The 18,304-nt window shown below is 70.2% G+C and carries 18 protein-coding genes and 1 tRNA gene; 4 read left to right on the forward strand and 15 right to left on the reverse strand.

Annotated features, from left to right (window positions below; genetic code table 11):
- Position 1: 1 nt before the first annotated feature.
- Entirely contained in the window at positions 2 to 1,690 is a 1,689-nt protein-coding gene (locus KZX17_RS12745) for an ABC transporter ATP-binding protein (RefSeq protein WP_248174239.1), read from the forward strand.
- A gap of 66 nt (positions 1,691 to 1,756) precedes the next feature.
- Here KZX17_RS12745 and KZX17_RS12750 read toward each other — a convergent pair.
- The 5 genes from KZX17_RS12750 to dusB form a co-directional block, all read right to left on the reverse strand.
- Positions 1,757 to 1,832, reverse strand: a tRNA-Asn gene (locus tag KZX17_RS12750).
- A 64-nt stretch (positions 1,833 to 1,896) separates the two neighbouring features.
- Positions 1,897 to 2,655 (reverse strand): ATP-binding cassette domain-containing protein, encoded by a 759-nt coding sequence (locus KZX17_RS12755; RefSeq protein WP_282443711.1) that lies wholly within the window; start codon positions 2,653 to 2,655, stop codon positions 1,897 to 1,899.
- Between the two features lie 42 nt (positions 2,656 to 2,697).
- The gene (dnaG, locus tag KZX17_RS12760; protein ID WP_248174243.1) at positions 2,698 to 4,557 is read right to left on the reverse strand and encodes a DNA primase; all 1,860 of its coding nucleotides are present in this window, start codon (positions 4,555 to 4,557) and stop codon (positions 2,698 to 2,700) included.
- Positions 4,557 to 5,948: a deoxyguanosinetriphosphate triphosphohydrolase gene (locus KZX17_RS12765; RefSeq protein WP_248174245.1), complete on the reverse strand. Its 1,392-nt coding sequence runs from the start codon at positions 5,946 to 5,948 to the stop codon at positions 4,557 to 4,559. The genes dnaG and KZX17_RS12765 overlap by 1 nt, the downstream gene beginning before the upstream one ends.
- The gene (gene dusB, locus KZX17_RS12770; RefSeq protein ID WP_248174247.1) at positions 5,920 to 7,080 is read right to left on the reverse strand and encodes a tRNA dihydrouridine synthase DusB; all 1,161 of its coding nucleotides are present in this window, start codon (positions 7,078 to 7,080) and stop codon (positions 5,920 to 5,922) included. The genes KZX17_RS12765 and dusB overlap by 29 nt, the downstream gene beginning before the upstream one ends.
- Positions 7,081 to 7,143: 63 nt before the next feature.
- On the opposite strand from dusB, the gene KZX17_RS12775 reads away from it, so the two are divergent.
- Positions 7,144 to 7,638: a glutathione peroxidase gene (locus tag KZX17_RS12775; protein WP_248174249.1), complete on the forward strand. Its 495-nt coding sequence runs from the start codon at positions 7,144 to 7,146 to the stop codon at positions 7,636 to 7,638.
- Between the two features lie 63 nt (positions 7,639 to 7,701).
- Here the strand turns inward: KZX17_RS12775 and KZX17_RS12780 are convergent, their stop codons facing one another.
- A complete protein-coding gene (locus KZX17_RS12780) occupies positions 7,702 to 8,379 on the reverse strand; it encodes a DsbA family oxidoreductase (RefSeq protein ID WP_248174251.1) in 678 nt (225 codons plus the stop codon).
- Positions 8,380 to 8,440: 61 nt separating this feature from the next.
- On the opposite strand from KZX17_RS12780, the gene KZX17_RS12785 reads away from it, so the two are divergent.
- Positions 8,441 to 9,007 carry an AAA family ATPase gene (locus KZX17_RS12785; RefSeq protein ID WP_248174253.1) on the forward strand — a complete coding sequence of 189 codons (567 nt, stop codon included), beginning with the start codon at positions 8,441 to 8,443 and terminating at the stop codon, positions 9,005 to 9,007.
- 1 nt (position 9,008) lies between these two features.
- Here the strand turns inward: KZX17_RS12785 and KZX17_RS12790 are convergent, their stop codons facing one another.
- Entirely contained in the window at positions 9,009 to 9,815 is an 807-nt protein-coding gene (locus KZX17_RS12790) for an isoprenyl transferase (RefSeq protein WP_248174255.1), read from the reverse strand.
- A complete protein-coding gene (gene recO / locus KZX17_RS12795) occupies positions 9,812 to 10,540 on the reverse strand; it encodes a DNA repair protein RecO (protein WP_248174257.1) in 729 nt (242 codons plus the stop codon). Before recO ends, KZX17_RS12790 begins: the two co-directional genes overlap by 4 nt.
- A 35-nt stretch (positions 10,541 to 10,575) precedes the next feature.
- On the opposite strand from recO, the gene KZX17_RS12800 reads away from it, so the two are divergent.
- A complete protein-coding gene (locus KZX17_RS12800) occupies positions 10,576 to 11,262 on the forward strand; it encodes a TRIC cation channel family protein (protein ID WP_248174265.1) in 687 nt (228 codons plus the stop codon).
- A 16-nt stretch (positions 11,263 to 11,278) separates the two neighbouring features.
- Here the strand turns inward: KZX17_RS12800 and leuA are convergent, their stop codons facing one another.
- From leuA to KZX17_RS12835, 7 genes are all read right to left on the reverse strand, one after another.
- Complete coding sequence (leuA, locus tag KZX17_RS12805; protein ID WP_248174267.1) at positions 11,279 to 13,039, reverse strand: 2-isopropylmalate synthase; 1,761 nt, start codon at positions 13,037 to 13,039, stop codon at positions 11,279 to 11,281.
- A 177-nt stretch (positions 13,040 to 13,216) separates the two neighbouring features.
- Entirely contained in the window at positions 13,217 to 14,149 is a 933-nt protein-coding gene (locus KZX17_RS12810) for an NADP-dependent oxidoreductase (RefSeq protein WP_248174269.1), read from the reverse strand.
- Between the two features lie 35 nt (positions 14,150 to 14,184).
- Positions 14,185 to 15,075, reverse strand: coding sequence for a GTPase Era (era, locus tag KZX17_RS12815; protein WP_248174271.1), 891 nt, complete (start codon positions 15,073 to 15,075; stop codon positions 14,185 to 14,187).
- 2 nt (positions 15,076 to 15,077) lie between these two features.
- Positions 15,078 to 16,400: a hemolysin family protein gene (locus tag KZX17_RS12820; RefSeq protein ID WP_248174273.1), complete on the reverse strand. Its 1,323-nt coding sequence runs from the start codon at positions 16,398 to 16,400 to the stop codon at positions 15,078 to 15,080.
- Positions 16,397 to 16,864, reverse strand: coding sequence for an rRNA maturation RNase YbeY (ybeY, locus tag KZX17_RS12825; RefSeq protein ID WP_248174290.1), 468 nt, complete (start codon positions 16,862 to 16,864; stop codon positions 16,397 to 16,399). The genes KZX17_RS12820 and ybeY overlap by 4 nt, the downstream gene beginning before the upstream one ends.
- The gene (locus tag KZX17_RS12830; RefSeq protein ID WP_248174850.1) at positions 16,861 to 17,889 is read right to left on the reverse strand and encodes a PhoH family protein; all 1,029 of its coding nucleotides are present in this window, start codon (positions 17,887 to 17,889) and stop codon (positions 16,861 to 16,863) included. Before KZX17_RS12830 ends, ybeY begins: the two co-directional genes overlap by 4 nt.
- 46 nt (positions 17,890 to 17,935) lie before the next feature.
- Positions 17,936 to 18,283, reverse strand: a complete 348-nt coding sequence (locus tag KZX17_RS12835; protein WP_248174292.1) for an HIT domain-containing protein — start codon at positions 18,281 to 18,283, stop codon at positions 17,936 to 17,938.
- Positions 18,284 to 18,304: the final 21 nt, after the last annotated feature.

An 18,304-nucleotide genomic window follows, 5' to 3' on the forward strand; every position in this document is an offset into this window, starting at 1 on the left:
GATGGCGGGGCATCCGAGCAGGCGTCGTGAGATCGCTTCCCTTGCGGCCGAGCTCGGCCCGAGCGTGCCGATCTACCTGGTGCTGCAGATCGCGTTCGGATTCGCGCCCGCAGGTCTGATCCTCCTGACCGCGACGGCCGTCGGCCCGTCTCCGCCGCCGGTGCCCGTCCTCGTGGCATGGCTGGGCGGGATCCTGCTGATCGGAACCATCGCGGACGCCGTCTCCCCGGGACTCCGGAGCCAGATCGGCGATCGGACGTCGATGGTCCTGCGGCGCCGCTGGATGACGAAGGTCGCGTTCTGGCGGACGCTGCGGGTCTTCGAGGAGCCGGAACTCGTCAGGCTCCGATCCGAGGCGGAGCGCGCGATCGCCGCGCTCGTCAACGTCCCCGTCCTCCTCGGCCTGATCACGGCGTCGCTTGCGGGCATCGCGCCGGTGGCCGGCGCGGCGGTGTCCATCAGCCCGTGGATCGTACTCGCCGCTGTCGCCGGCGGCCTCCCCTTGGCGTTCGGGCTGTCCGCCCTGTACCGACGCGCCTGGGATGCGAGATCGGTGCGGCTGCCGCTCGTGCTCCGCGGCGAAGGTCTGGCGGATGCGGCCACGGACGCCCGGGCGGCGAGCGATCTCCGCTCGTTCGAGCTCGCGCCGTGGGTGAGTCGCTCGTGGCTCGCGACGCAGACGCGACTGCTCCGCGAGGTCGGCGCTGTCCGACGCAGGACGACCGTGCACGTGACGGCCTGGTCGCTCGTGGGCACCGGAATCCTCATAGCGGCGCTCTTCGCCCTCGTCCCCGCGGAGTCCTCCCCGGCCGATCTCGTGATCCTGATCGGACTGCTGCTCCAGGTCACCACCTCGCTCGCTGTGCTCGTGCAGGCGGCCGGCGACCTCGCGCAGGTGACGCGCCCCCTGCAGGCCTACCTCGCGTTCGTGACGCACGAGGAGGAGTCCCCGCTCGACGCGGCCGAGGCGTCGTGGATGGGGACGAGGGAGGCCGTCTACACCTATCCGGGCGCCGCAGCTCCGTCGCTCGACCGCCTCACCTGTCGGTTCGAACCCCGCGCGCTCAACGTGGTCGTCGGGCCCAACGGCGCCGGCAAATCCACCCTGATCCGACTCCTGGACGAGACGTCGGAGCCCGACCGCGGATCGGTCTCGCTGGGCACGCGCGGTCAGCGCGCCGTGATGCATCAGGACTTCGCCCGGTTCCCGTTCTCGGTGCGCGAGAACGTGACGGCGGGGAGGAACCATGACGACGCGGACGTCTGGGAGGTGCTCGACGTGGTCGGCCTGTCCGACAAGGTGCGCTCGCTCCCCTCGGGGCTGGACGCTCCGCTCCACCGGGACAGCACCGACACGGCCACGGAGCTGTCCGGCGGTCAGTGGCAGCGGCTCGCGGTCGCGCGCCTGCTCCTGCGCGCCCGCACGGCTGACATCGTCGTCCTCGACGAACCGACGGCGGCCCTCGACGCCCTCAGCGAGATCGAACTGCTCGACCGCGTCATGCAGCTGCTGGTGGGGAAGACGGTCATCCTCGTCACCCACCGGATGCAGTGGGCACGCCGCGCCGCGCGCATCGTCGAGGTGACGTCGCCCTCCCGCGCCCGAGAAGGGACGCACGAGGAGCTGCTCCGTCTCGGGGGCTGGTACGCCGACGCATTCGCGGCGCAGGCATCGGCGTTCACAGACTGAGTGCAGGGCATCGGCATCCCGAGAACGACGAAGCCCCCGGGTGCACCGGGGGCTTCGTCGTATCGCTGGCTCCCCGGCTTGGACTCGAACCAAGAACCTATCGGTTAACAGCCGATTGCTCTGCCAATTGAGCTACCGAGGATCATCCGTTCCCCGCGAGCGGGCAACCCCACAATCGTAGCAAAGCCTCGGGGGTGTTCGTGACATCAGCCGCCGATGCGTGTCGCCTCGTCAGGTGTCCAGAGCAGGGCATCCAGGCTCGGACCGATGCCGATCGGATGCCCGTCCCTGAGCACGAGCACGCGGGCGCCGAGCTCCTCGACGAGGTCGCGTTCGTTGGTCACGACCAGCAGGGCCATGCCGTCCGCGACGCGCCGCCCGAGGGCCGCCGCGACGGCAGGTCGGACATCGACGTCGAGGTTCGCATACGGTTCGTCGGCGATCATCACGACCGGGTCGAGCACGAGGCTGCGGGCGATGGCGACCCGCTGCCGCATGCCCGAGCTCAACTCGTACGGATACTTCTCCGACGCCCCGATCGGCAGCTGGAGCTCGTCCAGGAGCGACGCCACCCGCAGCGCGAGCGCTCGGTCGTTCACCTTCCGGTCACGAGCCGTGATCGGTTCGGCGACGATCTCGGCGATCGTCAGCCGCGACGGGAGGGCGGAATTGCTGCCCTGCGCGAGGTACCCGGTCCGGTACGACCGGATGCGGCGCGCCTTGCCGCGCGCGCGCAGGGAGATGCCTGCGACCTCGGCGGTGCCGCCGACGACGCGCAGACTCCGCGGGTCCGCACCCGCGAGGCACGCGGCGAGGCTCGACTTGCCGGATCCCGTCGCGCCCATCACGGCGAGGACCTCCCCCGCCTGCAACCGGAACCCGACCCCGTCGACCACCCTCGTCTCGGCTGTCGAGCGGGCGACCGACAGGTCGTCGCAGCTGATGGCGGCATCGGAGTCGATCAGGCGGGGCACGCGTTCCATCCTCCCCGCTGCACCGGACGGACGCTAGTCGAGGTCGGCCAGGGCACGACGGCGCTGATCGAGATCCCGCAGCGCGACGCGCACCGCGCGTCCCTCCTCCGAGTCGGCGGGGACCCGCTGCACCGCCCCGAGGAGTTCCGCCTTCTCACGGTCGATCGCCCGCAGGCGCAGCCGACGGCACATCGCGAACGCCGACGCCTTCGCCTCGGCCTCGGTCAGCGCCGGGAACGTCGCCGTCAGGAGTTCGGCCGCGAGACCCCGGTAGGGCTCGCGCGTGGCATCGACGGCTGCGGTGGACCATCCGACCCGGGAGCGGTCGGGCTGGCCGGTGATCGCCTGCCGCACGGCCTCCAGGGCGGGATGCTGCATGGGCAGTGCGAGGGCGGCATCCACCTCGGCGGCGTCGATGACGTGCCCGTACTGGAGGATCCCCATGAGCGCGTCGCGCTCGAGGACGACGGACGCGTCGCGCGGCAGGGTCGCGATCGTGACGCGGACCGTGGGCGCCTGATCTGATGCCGCCCCCGGCACCTCGACGGGCGGCGAGGCGTTGTCGCGGGAGGTCCGACTGCCGCGGGCGGCGCGCTCGACGGCCGGGGTCACCTCGCCGAGGTCCATGCCGAGCTTGCGTGCGAGGACACGGGTGTACCCCGGGCGCAGTGACGGATCGCGGATCTCGGCGACGATCGGCGCCGCGGCGCGGAGCGCACCCACCCGGCCTTCGACGCTGGCCAGGTCGAAGCCCGCGAGCTTCTGATCGATGACGAACTCGAACATCGGCGCCTTCGCGTCCATCAGCGACCGGACGGCGCCGTCGCCCCTGTTCAGCCGCAGGTCGCACGGATCGAGCCCGTCGGGCGCGACCGCGACGTAGGTCTGGGCTGCGAAGCGCTTCTCCTCCGAGAAGGCGCGGAGCGCGGCCTTCTGCCCGGCGGCATCCGGATCGAACGTGAAGATCACCTCACCCGATGCGCTGTCGTCGCCCATCACCCGCCGGAGCACGGTGATGTGATCGGAGCCGAATGCGGTGCCGCATGTGGCGATCGCCGTCGTGACCCCCGCCAGATGGCAGGCCATCACGTCGGTGTACCCCTCGACGACCACGACGCGGTGGGACCGCGAGACGTCCTTCTTCGCGAGGTCGAGGCCGTAGAGGACCTGCGCCTTCTTGTAGATGACGGTCTCCGGTGTGTTGAGGTACTTCGGCCCCTGGTCGTCGTCGTACAGCTTCCGCGCGCCGAAGCCGATCGTCTGCCCGGTGAGATCGCGGATCGGCCACACCACGCGACCACGGAACCGGTCGTAGACGCCGCGCTGCCCCTGCGAGACGAGGCCCGCGTTCGAGAGTTCCTCGTCGGTGAAGCCCTGCGACCGCAGTGCGTCGCGGAGGTTGTTCCACCCCTTCGGCGCGTAGCCGACGCCGAAGTGCGCGGCGGCGCCGGCATCGAAGCCGCGCTCGCCCAGGAAGCGGCGCCCCGCCTCGGCTTCGGGACTCGCGAGCTGCGAGCGGTAGAACTCGGCGGCCGCGGTGTTCGCCTGGTAGAGCCGGGTGCGGCCGCTCGTCTCGGGCGCCGCCCCGCCGTCCTCGTAGTGGAGCTGGTAGCCGATGCGGGCGGCGAGGCGCTCGACGGCCTCGGTGAAGGTCAGGTGGTCCATCGCGCGGAGGAAGGAGTAGACGTCGCCGGACTCGCCGCATCCGAAGCAGTGGTAGTACCCGGCCTGCGCGCGGACGTTGAAGCTCGGGCTCCGCTCGTCGTGGAAGGGACACAGCCCCTTCATCGATCCCACGCCGGCGGACTTCAGCGCCACCCGCTCGCCGACGATGTCGACGATGTTGGTGCGGGCCTTCACCTCGTCGACGTCTGCCTGACGGATGCGGGCCATCAGAGCCCCTCGATGGGTTCGGGCAACGCGTAGCCGGGGTTCGCGACGACCCGCGATCCCGCAGGCCACAGCCCCAGCTCGCGCAGATCGACGGGGCCGACGAGCGCGGAGTGCCACTCGATCGCGAATCGGTCGGTCAGCGTCGCCACCTGGTCGACGACGACGCGCTTGCGCTCAGCATCCGTCTGCGCTGCGGCGAAATCGACCGCGTGGATCCGGTCGAGGTGCTCCGGCCTGTCCATCAGCGCCGATGCGAGCCGCTTGAGGACGCGCCGCTGCTCCTTGTAGAGCCCCTTCCGACCGTCGATCGACACGACGAACGCGCCGATCGTGCCCTTGAGGACGGCCATCTCGGCCTCGATCACGCGAGGGACGATCATGCGCCCGCGGTAACGGGTGAGCGCCGGCGAGTCGTAGTGCTCGCGCGTGGCGGCGGTCGCGGCCCGCGCGAAGCGGCCGATGAAGTCCGACGTCAGGTTCTTGAGGCGCGCGACCGACGCCCGGGTCCCGTCGTACTCGGTCATCCACTCCGGCAGTCGCACGAGACGGTACAGCGCGTCGGCGAGCTCGTCGCGGCTGAACCCGAGGCCGACCCAGGACTGGATCGCCGTCAGGAGCGATTCCCGCTCCCGAGCGTCCGCGAGCCGGCGGGGGTCGAGGTAGCCGTTGAGCACGGCGTCCTCGAAGTCGTGCACCGAGTACGCGATGTCGTCGGAGAGGTCCATGACCTCGGCTTCGATGCAGCGGACGCGACCCGGCGCGCCCTGTCGCATCCACCGGAAGACCGCCTCGTCCTCGGCGTAGACGCCGAACTTCTGACGGCCGCCGGGGTCCGGGATCGCGTGCTCCTCGGCCCACGGGTACTTGCAGGTGGCATCGAGACTTGCGCGCGTCAGATTGAGCCCGAACCTCTCGCCGTCGTCGTCGACCACCTTCGGCTCGAGCCGGGCCAGGATGCGCAACGATTGCGCGTTGCCTTCGAAGCCGCCGATGTCCTCGGCCCAGTCGTTGAGCGCGCGCTCGCCGTTGTGTCCGAAGGGCGGGTGTCCGAGGTCGTGACTGAGGCAGGCCGTGTCGACGACGTCCGGCGACAGCTGCAGCGAGATCGCGAGCTCGCGACCCACCTGCGCGACCTCCAGCGAATGCGTCAGGCGGTTGCGGGCGAAGTCCGCCGGGCTGGCGGGGCTCAGGACCTGCGTCTTGGCGGCGAGCCGCCGGAAGGCGGCCGAGTGCAGCACGCGGGCACGGTCGCGGGCGAAGCCGTCGCGCAGCGACCGGTGCCGTTCGGGGTGGAAGCGCTCCGCGTCGTGGTCGTCGTAACCGGTCGGTCGTCCGGAGGCGACACCGACCGCGGCCGCCGACTCAGCCGCCACTGGTGTCGAGCTCCGCATCGGCGAGGGCGGTGGATGCCGCTTGGCCGATCTCCCGGGAATCCAGCCACCCGTCGGGCAGGGCGGGCCGCTTGGGTGTGCCGGCGCGGCCGCGCTGACCCTCGGCCGCGGCACCGGGGTAGGGCGCGTCGAGGTCGAGGGTCGCGAGCAGCCCGTCGATCTCGTCGAGACTCGAGACCGTCGCGAGCTTGGCGCGGAGATCGCCGCCCACGGGATACCCCTTGAAGTACCACGCCACGTGCTTGCGGATGTCGCGGCAGCCGCGGTCCTCGCTCTCGAAGAACTCCACCAGGAGTTCCGCATGGCGACGGAACGCCGCGGCGACGAATCCGAGGGTCGCGTCGACGGGGTCGGCCGCGTGCCCGGTGCCGAGCTCGCGCGCGAGGTCACCGAAGAGCCAGGGGCGGCCGAGGCATCCCCGTCCGACGACGACCCCGTCGCAGCCGGTGTCGGCCATCATGCGGCGGGCGTCCTCCGCAGACCAGATGTCGCCGTTGCCGAGGACGGGGACGCTCGTCACCGTCTCCTTCAGCTTCGCGATCGCGGACCAGTCGGCGTGCCCCGAGTAGAACTCCGACGCCGTCCGCGCGTGCAGCGCGACGGCGGCGACACCGGCGCCCTCGGCGATCCGGCCGGCCTCGAGGTACGTGAGGTGGTCCGAGTCGATGCCCTTGCGCATCTTCACCGTCAGCGGGACCGACCCCGCGGCCGTCGCGGCGCGCTCGACGATCTCCCGGAAGAGCTCGGTCTTCCAGGGCAGGGCCGCTCCCCCGCCCTTGCGGGTCACCTTCGGGACCGGGCAGCCGAAGTTGAGGTCCACGTGATCCGCGTGGTCCTCTTCGACGATGATGCGGACGGCGGCCTCGACCGTCGCGGGGTCGACACCGTACAGCTGGATCGACCGCGGGGTCTCGGACTCGTGGTGGCGGATCAGGCGCATGGTCGTGGCGTTCCGCTCCACGAGCGCGCGAGTCGTGATCATCTCGCTCACGTAGAGGCCGGCACCGTATTCGCGGCACAGGCGTCGGAAGGCGGTGTTGGTGATGCCCGCCATCGGCGCCAGCACGACGGGCGCATCGAGGGTGATGGGCCCGATGCGCAGCGGCGCGGGCGGAGCGAGGGTCGTGGACATATCCTTCCCATTCTCCCAGACGGCGAGCGCTTCGGGCATCGGCGCGCGTCCTATCGTGGAGACATGACCGAGACCCCCTCCCTGCACGAGATCCCGTTCACGACGGCAGACGGGAAGGAGGCGACACTCGGCGACTTCGGCGACAAGGCGTTCCTGATCGTCAACGTGGCGTCCAAGTGCGGGCTGGCTCCCCAGTACGAGCAGCTCGAGGAGCTGCAGAAGCAGTACGGCGATCAGGGACTGCAGGTCATCGGGTTCCCGTGCAACCAGTTCATGGGTCAGGAGCCCGGGTCGATGGAGGAGATCCTCGACTACTGCGCCGTCAACTGGGGCATCACGTTCCCGATCATGGACAAGGTGCGCGTGAACGGCTCGCACGCGGCCCCCCTGTACAAGGCGCTGAAGAAGACCGCCAACGTCGAGCGCGCCAAGGGACCCGTCATGTGGAACTTCGAGAAGTTCCTCGTCACCCGGGACGGGGAGCTGCACCGGTTCCGCCCGCAGACCAAGCCGAACGAGCCCGAGGTCATCGCCGCCATCGAGGGGGCGCTGGCCTGACCCGCCGCGATGACGAAGGCCGCATCCCGAAACGGGGATGCGGCCTTCGTGTCTGCGACGACGTCAGCTCGCGGCGGGTGCCTCGGCGCGCTCAGACCACACCTGCCGGGCGATCTGCGCGAAGGCGGCAGCGGGCTGGGCGCCGCTGACGCCGTACTTGCCGTCGATGACGAAGAACGGGACGCCCTGGATGCCGTAGGCCTGCGCCTGCGCCTGGTCGGCGCGGACCGCATCGAGGTAGCGGCCGGTCTCCAGCGCCTCGCGGGCGGCGTCGCGGTCGAGTCCCGCCTCGGCGGCGAGGTCGACGAGGTCGTCGACGCGGCCCACGTGGCGACCTTCGGTGAAGTAGGCCGACATGAGACGCTCCGTGGTCTCCTTCTGCAGGCCCTGCTCCTTCGCGAAGTGCAGCAGCTCGTGCGCCTTCACGGTGTTCGTGTGCTTGAGGATGTCGAATCGGTACCCCAGGCCCGCGTCGGCGGCGACGCCGGTGACGCGATCGAGCATCTGCTGGACCTGGTCCGCGGGCATCCCCTTGTACTCCGAGAGGAACTCGATCTCGGTGCCGTCGAAGTCGACCGGGGTGTCGGGCGACAGTTCGTACGAGTGGTAGGTCACCTCCACACGGGGGGCGTCGGCATCCGTCGCCGTCTCGCCCAGTCCCGTCTCCAGGTTCCGCTTGCCGATGTAGCACCAGGGGCAGGCGATGTCACTCCACACGTCGATCTTGATAGCGTCCGTCACACCCCGTGCAACGCCGCGGGTGCCGTGGTCTATTCCCCCGCATCCGCTCTACGCTGATCGGATGCTGTCGGCCGACGATCCGCTGGGGTTCTCTCCGCACCGCGTCGTGGTGGCAGGCACGACCGGGGTCGGCAAGACGACACTGGCGCGACGGCTCGCGCGACTGTGGGACCTCGAGCACACCGAGCTCGACTCGCTGTTCCACGGCCCCGGCTGGACGCCTCGACCGGAGTTCCTCGACGACGTGCGACGCGTCGCGAGCGGCGAACGTTGGGTGTCCGAATGGAACTACTTCGGCGCGGGCGGCGGGCAGCTGCTCGGCGAGCGCGCTGACCTCGCGGTGTGGCTGGATCTGCCTCGCCGGGTCGCGCGGACCCGTCTGCTGCGCCGGACGGTGCGCCGCCGCATCCGCCGGGAGCCGCTGTGGAACGGCAACACGGAGCCCCCGCTGTGGACGGTCTTCCGCGACCCCGATCACATCCTCCGGTGGGAGATGCGGACCCACGGCACCTGGCGGGAACGGATGCCGCGCGTCAGCGCCGACTACGATCTCCCCGTCGTGCGCCTCACCCGTGCGCGGGACGTCGACCGGTGGCTCGCGGGTCCCGCCGCCGAGGTCGCCCCGTGATTCAGGAGGCGGTCGGGGCGTCCTTCGCACCGCCGAAGCGGCGATCGCGGGAGAGGTAGAGGTCGATCGCAGCCCACAGGTCGCTGCGCGAGAAGTCGGGCCACAGGGTGTCGAGGAAGACCATCTCGGCGTACGCCGCCTCCCACAGCAGGAAGTTCGAGGTCCGCTGCTCGCCGCTGGAGCGGACGAAGAGGTCGACGTCGGGCATGTCGGGGACGTACAGGTGGCGGCGGAGCGTCTTCTCGGTGATGGCCGAGGGCTTCAGTCGGCCCCGTGCGATCTCCTCGCCCATCGCCCGCATCGCGTCGACGATCTCGTGGCGTCCCCCGTAGTTGACGCACATCGTCAGGGTCAGGCCGCGGTTGGCGCGCGTGAGCTCCTCGGCGTACTGGAGCTCCTTGATGACCGATCCCCACAGCCGGGGCTTGCGTCCCGCCCACCGGATGCGGACGTCCCACTCGTTCAGCTGATCGCGGCGCCGGTGGAGGACGTCGCGGTTGTACCCCATGAGGAAGCGGACCTCTTCGGGCGAGCGCGCCCAGTTCTCGGTCGAGAAGGCGTAGACGCTCAGATGCTTCACGCCCGCCTGGATCGCGCCGGCGACCACGTCGAGGAGGACCTCCTCGCCCGCACGGTGTCCCTCGATGCGCGTGAGTCCGCGCCGGTTGGCCCAGCGGCCGTTGCCGTCCATGACGATCGCGACGTGTTCGGGCACGGCCCCCTTCGGGTACTCCGGCGGGTACACGCCGGTCCAGTCGAGCGGACGGTAGGGCACCGCGTCGCGATGCGTGTACGGCTTCGGACTCACCGAGGCGCCTCCAGATGGGACAGGGAACGGATGCCGCGCTCGGTGTGCCACTGCGCGTAGGCGGCGATGAGACCGGAGGATGCCGCGGTCGCGCCGTGCGACGCGGCATCCACCACGTCCCATTCGCCCGCCAGCAGGGCGCGCAGCAGGTCGCCGGTCTCGGGACTGACGCGGGGGGAGCCCGCCGGCGCGCACGCACCGCAGACGATCCCGCCGAGCTGCGCCACGAACCAGTCGTGCGGACCGGGGGCCCCGCAGCGGGCGCACTCGCGGAGCGACGGCGCCCATCCCGACAGGGACATGACGCGCAGGAGGTACGAGTCGAGCACGGAGCGGGCGGCGTGATCGCCGCGCGCCAGGGCGCGGAGCCCGCCGACGAGCAGCAGATACTGCTGCGGCGTCGTCTCGGCCTCGTTCAGCCGGTCCGCCGTCTCTGACATGGCGGATGCCGCGGTGTACCGGTCGTAGTCCGTCGCGATGTCCGCGCCGTAGGCGCCGATGGACTCCGCCTGCTGCACGATGTCGAGCGAGCGGCCCTTGTAGAGCTGCACGTCGGCCACCATGAACGGCTCGAGCCGGGCACCGAACTTCGACGAGGTCCGGCGCACGCCCTTCGCCACGGCGCGCACCTTGCCGTGACGGCGGCTGAGCATCGTCACGATGCGGTCCGCCTCCCCCAGCTTGTGGGTGCGCAGGACCACGACCTCGTCGCGGTAAGTGGGCACCCTTCGATTATCCCGCGACCGGGCACAATGAAGGCGTGACCGAGCCGCAGTTCCTCATCCCCCTCTGGGCCGACCTCACCGCCGTCGGCCTGGGCGGCGTGCAGGGCGCGCTGTTCGCCTCAGGATTCCAGGGTCAGCGGCGCCTCGATCTGCTCGGTGTCGCAATCATCGGCGTCGTCATGGGGCTCGGCGGCGGCATGATCCGCGACCTGCTGCTGAACACGACGCCCGTGGCCCTCCAGAGCGACGCATACCTCATCACCGTGACGGCCGCAGCGCTCGTCGGGATGCTGCTTGCGAACCTCTTCCGACGCATGAACGCGGTGATCGTCGCGCTCGACGCAGTGGCCATCGGCATGTTCGGCGCGCTCGGCACGACGAAGGCACTGGCGCTCGGCCTGCCGCTCATCCCGTCCGTGTTCGTCGGCGCGTGCGCCGCCGTCGGAGGCGGTCTGCTCCGCGACGTCTTCATGGGCCTGCCGGTCGCCATGATGCACGTCGGCTCGCTCTACGCCGTCGCCGCCGCCGTCGGATGCGCCGTGCTCGCCGTCATGAGCCTCATCGGCGGGGCGGCGGTCCCGGCGGCGATCACCTGCATCGCGGTGACCGCCGTCATCCGCGTGCTCGCCGTCGTCTTCGACATCTCCCTGCCCGAACAGCGAGCGCTCTACCGACGCAAGGTCGCCGTCGAGACCTCGACGATCCCGATCATCAAGCCCTGACGGCGACCCTGCCGGATCAGACTCCGGCGAGCTCGCCCGTGCGTGCGCGGCTGCGGATGGCGCGGTTCACCGCAGAGACGATCGCTTTGAGGCTCGCGGTCGAGATGTCGCCGTCGATGCCGACGCCCCACAGGCGCTGGTCCTCGACCTGCAGCTCGACGTAGGCGGCTGCGTGCGCGTCGCCGCCGGCGCCGAGGGTGTGCTCCACGTAGTCGTACAACGAGATGTCGAAGCCGCGCTCGCCGAGCACACGCAGGAACGCCGCGATGGGGCCGTTGCCCGATCCCGTCGCTGTGACACGCTCGTCGCCGTCGCGCAGCGACACGTCGAGCGCGATGTCACCCGACATGTCGCTCTGCGTGCGGGTGGAGAGCAGTTCGAAGCGGCCCCACTTCTCGTCGGCCGCCGCCGCGGGCAGGTACTCGTCGGAGAAGATCGACCAGATCTGGCCGCTCGAGACCTCGCCCCCCTCGGCATCCGTCTTGGCCTGCACGACGCCGGAGAACTCGATCTGGAGCTTCCGCGGCAGATCCAGGGCGTGGTCGGACTTCAAGAGATAGGCGACGCCGCCCTTGCCGGACTGCGAGTTGACGCGGATGACCGCCTCGTACGACCGCCCCAGGTCCTTCGGGTCGATCGGCAGGTACGGGACGGCCCACTCGATCTCGTCGACGGTGACGCCGGATGCCGTCGCCCGCGCCTCCATCGCCTCGAAGCCCTTCTTGATGGCGTCCTGGTGCGAGCCGCTGAACGCGGTGAACACCAGATCGCCGGCCCACGGGCTGCGCTCGGGGACGGGCAGCTGGTTGCAGTACTCCGCGGTCCGCTTGACGTGGTCGATGTCGCTGAAGTCGATCTGCGGATCGATGCCCTGCGTCAGCAGGTTGATCCCCAGGGCGACCAGGTCGACGTTGCCGGTGCGCTCGCCGTTGCCGAACAGGCATCCTTCGATACGGTCGGCACCGGCCATGTAGCCGAGTTCCGCCGCGGCGATCGCGGTGCCGCGGTCGTTGTGGGGGTGCAGCGACAGGATGACGTTCTCGCGGTGCGCCAGGTGACGGCTCATCCACTCGATGGAGTCGGCGTAGACGTTCGGCGTCGCCATCTCGACGGTCGCCGGCAGGTTGATGATGACCTTGCGCTCGGGCGTCGGCTCGAAGACCTCGATCACCTGGTTGCAGACGTCGACGGCGAACTCGAGCTCGGTGCCGGTGTAGCTCTCGGGCGAGTACTCGTAGTAGACCGTCGTCTCGGGGACCGTCTTCTCGTACTCGCGGCACAGCCGGGCACCCTCGAGGGCGATGTCGATGATGCCCTGCCGGTCGGTGCGGAAGACGACCTCGCGCTGCAGCACGCTCGTCGAGTTGTACAGGTGCACGATCGCCTGCTTGGCGCCGGCGATGGACTCGTACGTGCGCTTGATCAGGTGGTCGCGGGCCTGCGTCAGGACCTGGATGGTGACGTCCTCGGGGATGAGGTCCTCGTCGATCAACTGCCGGACGAAGTCGAAGTCGGTCTGGCTCGCGCTCGGGAAGCCGACCTCGATCTCCTTGTAGCCCATCTTCACGAGCAGCTCGAACATGATCCGCTTGCGCTCGGGGCTCATCGGGTCGATCAGCGCCTGGTTGCCGTCACGCAGATCGACGGCGCACCAACGGGGCGCGACCTCGATGCGGTTGCTCGGCCACGTGCGGTCGGGCAGGTCGACCCGGATCTGCTCGTGGTACGGACGGTACTTGTGGATCGGGGCGCCCGAGGGCTTCTGGGTGTTTCGCATGATGGTGCTTCTTCTCTCGTCGACGTGGTTTCGGGCCCACGGAAAGCTCCGCGACGAGAGTGGCCCTGTTCCTACGAGGTCTCGTCGCGGCAGCTAAGAAGGAGAAGCGTGCCGGAGCGCATGCGTCCACGTTACACCCCGGCATGCGCTCACGGCACCCGCGGCGACTGACCGACGTCAGGGCAGCAGCGCGAGCTTTCCGCCGGGGTGACCGCTCATGAGGAGGTCGGCGGCGGCTTTCGCCTCGGTCATCGGGTAGGTCCGAGCGACGGGGACCTCGAGGCGGCCCCGGGCTGCGAGATCGACGAGGTCCGCGCGCACACCGTCGCGGAAGACGGCGCTCGCCTTTTTCATCCCGCCGATCATGACGATCCCCTCAGCCTCGACGAGGTCGGCCCGGACGATCGTGATGATCCGCGCGCGGTCCTCGACGAGTTCGAGCGACGAGGCGATGGCCTCGTCGGTGCCCACGCCGTCGAGCGCGGCGACGAACGGCGCGCCGGCTGCGGCATCCCTCGCCCGCTCCACGAGACCGTCGCCGTACTCGATCGCGACGCCGCCGTAGCGACGGACGGTGTCGAGATTGCGCGCACCGGCGGTCCCGACGACCCGGATGCCCCGCACGGCCGCCTGCTGCAGGAAGCTGACCCCCACGGCGCCGGACGCGGCGTGGAAGAGAACGGTGTCGCCCCGCTGCGCCCCGCTCCGCTCGAGCAGCTCCGCGGCGGTCGCTCCCGCGAGCAGCAGGTTCGCCGCCTCGGGGTGGGTGAGCGTCGACGGCTTGGCGAACGCCTTGTCGGCGGGGATCGTCAGCTCGGTCGTGTAGCCGCCGGTGACCCGGAACGCGACGACCTCGTCGCCGACGGAGGCAGCGCCCGAGCCGATGACCGTGTCGGGTCCGATCGCGGCGATCTCCCCCGACACCTCGTACCCGAGCGGCACCGGGAACTCCGCCCCCGGGCGGGCGCTGTGCTTGACGTCGGCCGGGTTCATGCCCGCCGCGTGCACGCGGATCGTGATCTCGCCCGCGACCGGAGCCGGCGCCTCGACCTCGCGGAATTCCCACTCCGCGATGCCGCCGGGCCCCGTCGCGAACCATGCCTGTGCCATGCGTCGTCCTTCCTGTCGTGTCGGCGTCGTCGCCGTCAGAATCCGAGGCGGCCCAACTGCTTCGGGTCGCGCTGCCACTCCTTGGCCACCCGGACATGGAGCGAGAGGTACACCCGGCCGCCCACGAGAGGCTCGATGCCCGCGCGTGATCGGGCACCGACGTCCGCCAGGCGGGAGCCCTTGCGGCCGATGATGATGGCCTTCTGGCTGTCCCGCTCGACCACGATGTTCGCGTAGACGTCGGTGAGGTCGCTGTCCTCCCGGGCGCTGATGTCCTCGACGGTCACGGCGATCGAGTGGGGCAGCTCGTCGCGCACCCCGTCGAGCGCGGCTTCGCGGATGATCTCCGCGATGCGGTCCTCGAGGCTCTCGTCGGTGACGACGCCCTCGGGGTAGAGCGCGGGACCCTCCGGCATGAGCTTCAGGAGCTCGTCCGCGAGGACGTCGAGCTGGTCATCGGTCACCGCCGACAGCGGGATGACGGCGTCCCAGTCCTCACGAAGCGCGTCGACCTCCATGAGTCGCTCGGTGATCTCGTCGCGGCTCGCGATGTCGACCTTCGTGACGATCGCGATCTTCTTCGCGCGGCCGTAGCCGTCCAGCGACGCCGCGATGCGGCGGTCGCCGGGCCCGACCTTCTCGGTCGCCGGGACCAGGAACCCGATCGCGTCGACGTCGCCGAGCACCTGCTCGACGAGGTCGTTCAGCCGCTGACCCAGCAGGGTCCGCGGCTTGTGGATGCCGGGGGTGTCGACGATCACGAGCTGACCGCCCGAGCGGTTCACGATGCCGCGGATCGCACGGCGCGTCGTCTGCGGCTTGTCGCTGGTGATGGCGACCTTCTCGCCGACGAGGGCGTTGGTCAGCGTGGACTTGCCCACGTTGGGGCGTCCGACGAACGTCACGAATCCGGAACGGTCGGTCATGGTCACTCCGATCCCCGCGAGACGCGGATCTCTCCGGTGGTGGCGGGGAATGCGCGCTCGAGCGCCTCGAGGCTCTCGGCACGCTCGACGAACACGGTGGCCAGCCCGCGGCCCCGCCCGAGGGAGGTACCGCCGGTGAGCACGAGCCCGCTGTGCTCGACGCGTGCACCGGGCACAGGGACGCTGCCCAGCACCTTGCCGAACAGCCCGCCGATCGAGTCGACGTCATCGTCCTCGAGCTCGATGCCGAACAGGTCGCCGACCTCGTCCAGGGCCAGTCGCGTGCTCACACGGAACCGGCCGCCGCCCAGGTCCGACACCTCGCTCGAGCGCAGGTCGTACTCGTCGGCGATCTCGCCCACGAGCTCCTCGATGAGGTCCTCGAGGGTCACGAGCCCAGAGACACCGCCGTACTCGTCGACGACCATGCAGACGTGCACGGCCTCTCGCTTCATCTGCTGCAGCAGGGTCTCGGCCCGCATCGACTCCGGGACGAAGACGGCCGGCCGTGCGATCTGCGCGACGGGGACGCCCCGCCACGCGGTCTCGTCGCGGTAGGCGAACTGCACGAGGTCCTTCAGGTACACGACGCCGGTGATGTCGTCGGCTTCGCCGTCGGCGACGGGGATCCGGGACACCCCCTTGTCGAGGAAGAGCGTCATGGCCTGCTGCGTGGTGGCCGCGGCATCCATCGTCACCATGTCGGTCCGGGGCACCATCACCGCGCGCACGAAACGGTCGGTGAAATCGAACACCGAGTGGATGAGGTCGCGGTCGTCGGCCTCGATCAGGTCCTGCGACGCCGCCTCGTCGACCATGCTGAGCAGCTGCTCCTCGGACGCGAACGACGCACCGCGGTGGATGCCGGGGGTGAGGCGATCGCCGATGACCACGAGCAGATGCGCGAGAGGGCCGAGCACGACGCGTGCCGCCCGGATGAGGGGAGCGCAGACGCGCAGGAAGCCTTTGGAGTGCTGACGACCGACGGCGCGGGGGGACGCGCCGACGAGCACGAAGGACGCGACGGTCATGACGACGACGGCGGCGAGCATGGCCCACCAGATGTTGTCGAAGAACAGCATGAACGCGACCGTCACCAGCACGGCGGCGGCCGTCTCGATCAGGATGCGGATGAAGACCACCGCGGTGCGGTGGGCATCCGGATCCGCCGCGATGCGCCGGAGCGAACCACCCGAGCGCGCCTCGTCGGCGAGGTCCGCGAGGTCGGCACGCGACGTGACGTCGAGTGCCGCCTCGAGCGAGGCCATCAACCCGCCGAGCGCGACGAGCAGGACCGCCGCGACGAGGAGGAGGATCTCGGTCATGCGCGCCGGCGGCGCTCGCTCGCGCGGAACGAGGCGATGAGCTCCTTCTGCAGCCCGAACATCTCCTTCTCCTCCTCGGGCTCGGCGTGATCGAAGCCGAGGAGGTGGAGCAGGCCGTGGGTGGTCAGGAGGATGAGCTCGTCGACCGTCGGATGGTTCGCCGCCTGCGCCTGGGTCTCGGCGACCTGCGGGCACAGCACGATGTCGCCGAGGAGGCCGGCGGGGGTCGGCGATTCGTCGGTTCCCGGACGCAGTTCGTCCATCGGGAAGCTCAGCACGTCCGTGGGCCCGGGCTCGTCCATCCACTGCACGTGGAGCGCCTCCATGGCGCCCTCGTCGACCAGGAGGATCGCGAGGTCGGCATCGGGGCTCACGTGCAGCTCGGCCAGGTTGTGCTCGGTCAGGCGCAGGAGCACCGTCTCGTCGACGTCGACACCCGACTCGTTGGTGATCTCGATGGTCATGAACGTCCTCGCTTGGGCTGGCGGTCGCGGGGGCCGGCGGGGCGAAGCCCCGCTCGTCGCTCCGCGCGGTTGGCGAACTCGCTGGCCTCGTCGCGCTCGCGGCGGGCGACCAGCTTCTCCTCGTCGTAGGCGCTGTACGCGTCGACGATCCGGCCGACGAGCGTGTGCCGGACGACGTCGTCGCTGGTCAAGCGGGAGAAATGGATGTCGTCGATGTCCTTCAGGACCCGGGTGACCAGTCGCAGGCCCGACGCCCCCTGCGGGAGGTCGACCTGCGTGATGTCGCCCGTCACCACCATCCGGGTGCCGAACCCGAGACGCGTCAGGAACATCTTCATCTGCTCGGGTGTCGTGTTCTGCGCCTCGTCGAGGACGACGAACGAGTCGTTGAGCGTCCGGCCGCGCATGTACGCCAGCGGGGCGACCTCGATCGTCCCCGACGCCATGAGCTTGGGCACGAGTTCGGGGTCCATCATCTCGTTCAGGGCGTCGTAGAGCGGACGCAGGTACGGATCGATCTTGTCCGTCAGCGTCCCGGGAAGGAATCCCAGCCGCTCCCCCGCCTCCACGGCGGGGCGGGTCAGGATGATGCGGCTGACCTCCTTGCGCTGCAGCGCCTGCACGGCCTTGGCCATCGCGAGGTACGTCTTGCCGGTGCCCGCGGGTCCGATGCCGAAGACGATCGTGTTCTCCTCGATCGCGTCGACGTACTCCTTCTGACCGAGCGTCTTGGGCCGGATGACCTTGCCGCGCGACGAGAGGATGGCCTCACCGAGCACCTCGGAGGGCCGCATCCCGCTGTTGTCGCGGAGGATGCGGCTCGATTGGGTCACATCGCTCGGGTCGAGCCCCTGCCCCGCGCGCGCCATCCCGATGAGCTCGTCGACCAGTTCCTTCGCACGGCCGACGGCGTCCTGCTCGCCGGTGAGGGTGATCTCGTTGCCGCGGACGTGCACCTGGACCTCGGGGTGCTCGCGCTCGACCGTTCGCAGGAGACGGTCCTGCGGCCCGAGCAGCTGCACCATCGCGACGCCGTCTGCGTAGATGCGGGCGACGGTGGGTTCGCGTTCGTCAGTCACCGAGGCTTCCTTCCGTGAGTCCGCCGCCGAGCACGTGCGCGTGCACGTGAAAGACGGTCTGGCCCGCCCCGGGGCCGGTGTTGAAGATGAGTCTGAAGTCGCCGCCCGCGTGCTCGGCGGCGACGGAGTTCGCGAGTCCCACGACCTCGGCGAGCAGGTCGGGGTCCCCCGCGGCGAGCTCGACGACGTTGCGGTACTGCTCGGTCTTGGGGATGACGAGCAGGTGGACCGGCGCCTTCGGGGCGATGTCGCGGATCGCGAACGCGCTGTCGGTCTCGGCGATGATCTCGGAGGGGATCTCACCCCGGAGGATGCGGGTGAACACCGATGCGTCGCTCATCCCTTCAGTCTAGTCAGCGGG

It is taken from the genome of Microbacterium sp. EYE_78 (assembly GCF_023149035.1).
GTDB lineage: Bacteria > Actinomycetota > Actinomycetes > Actinomycetales > Microbacteriaceae > Microbacterium.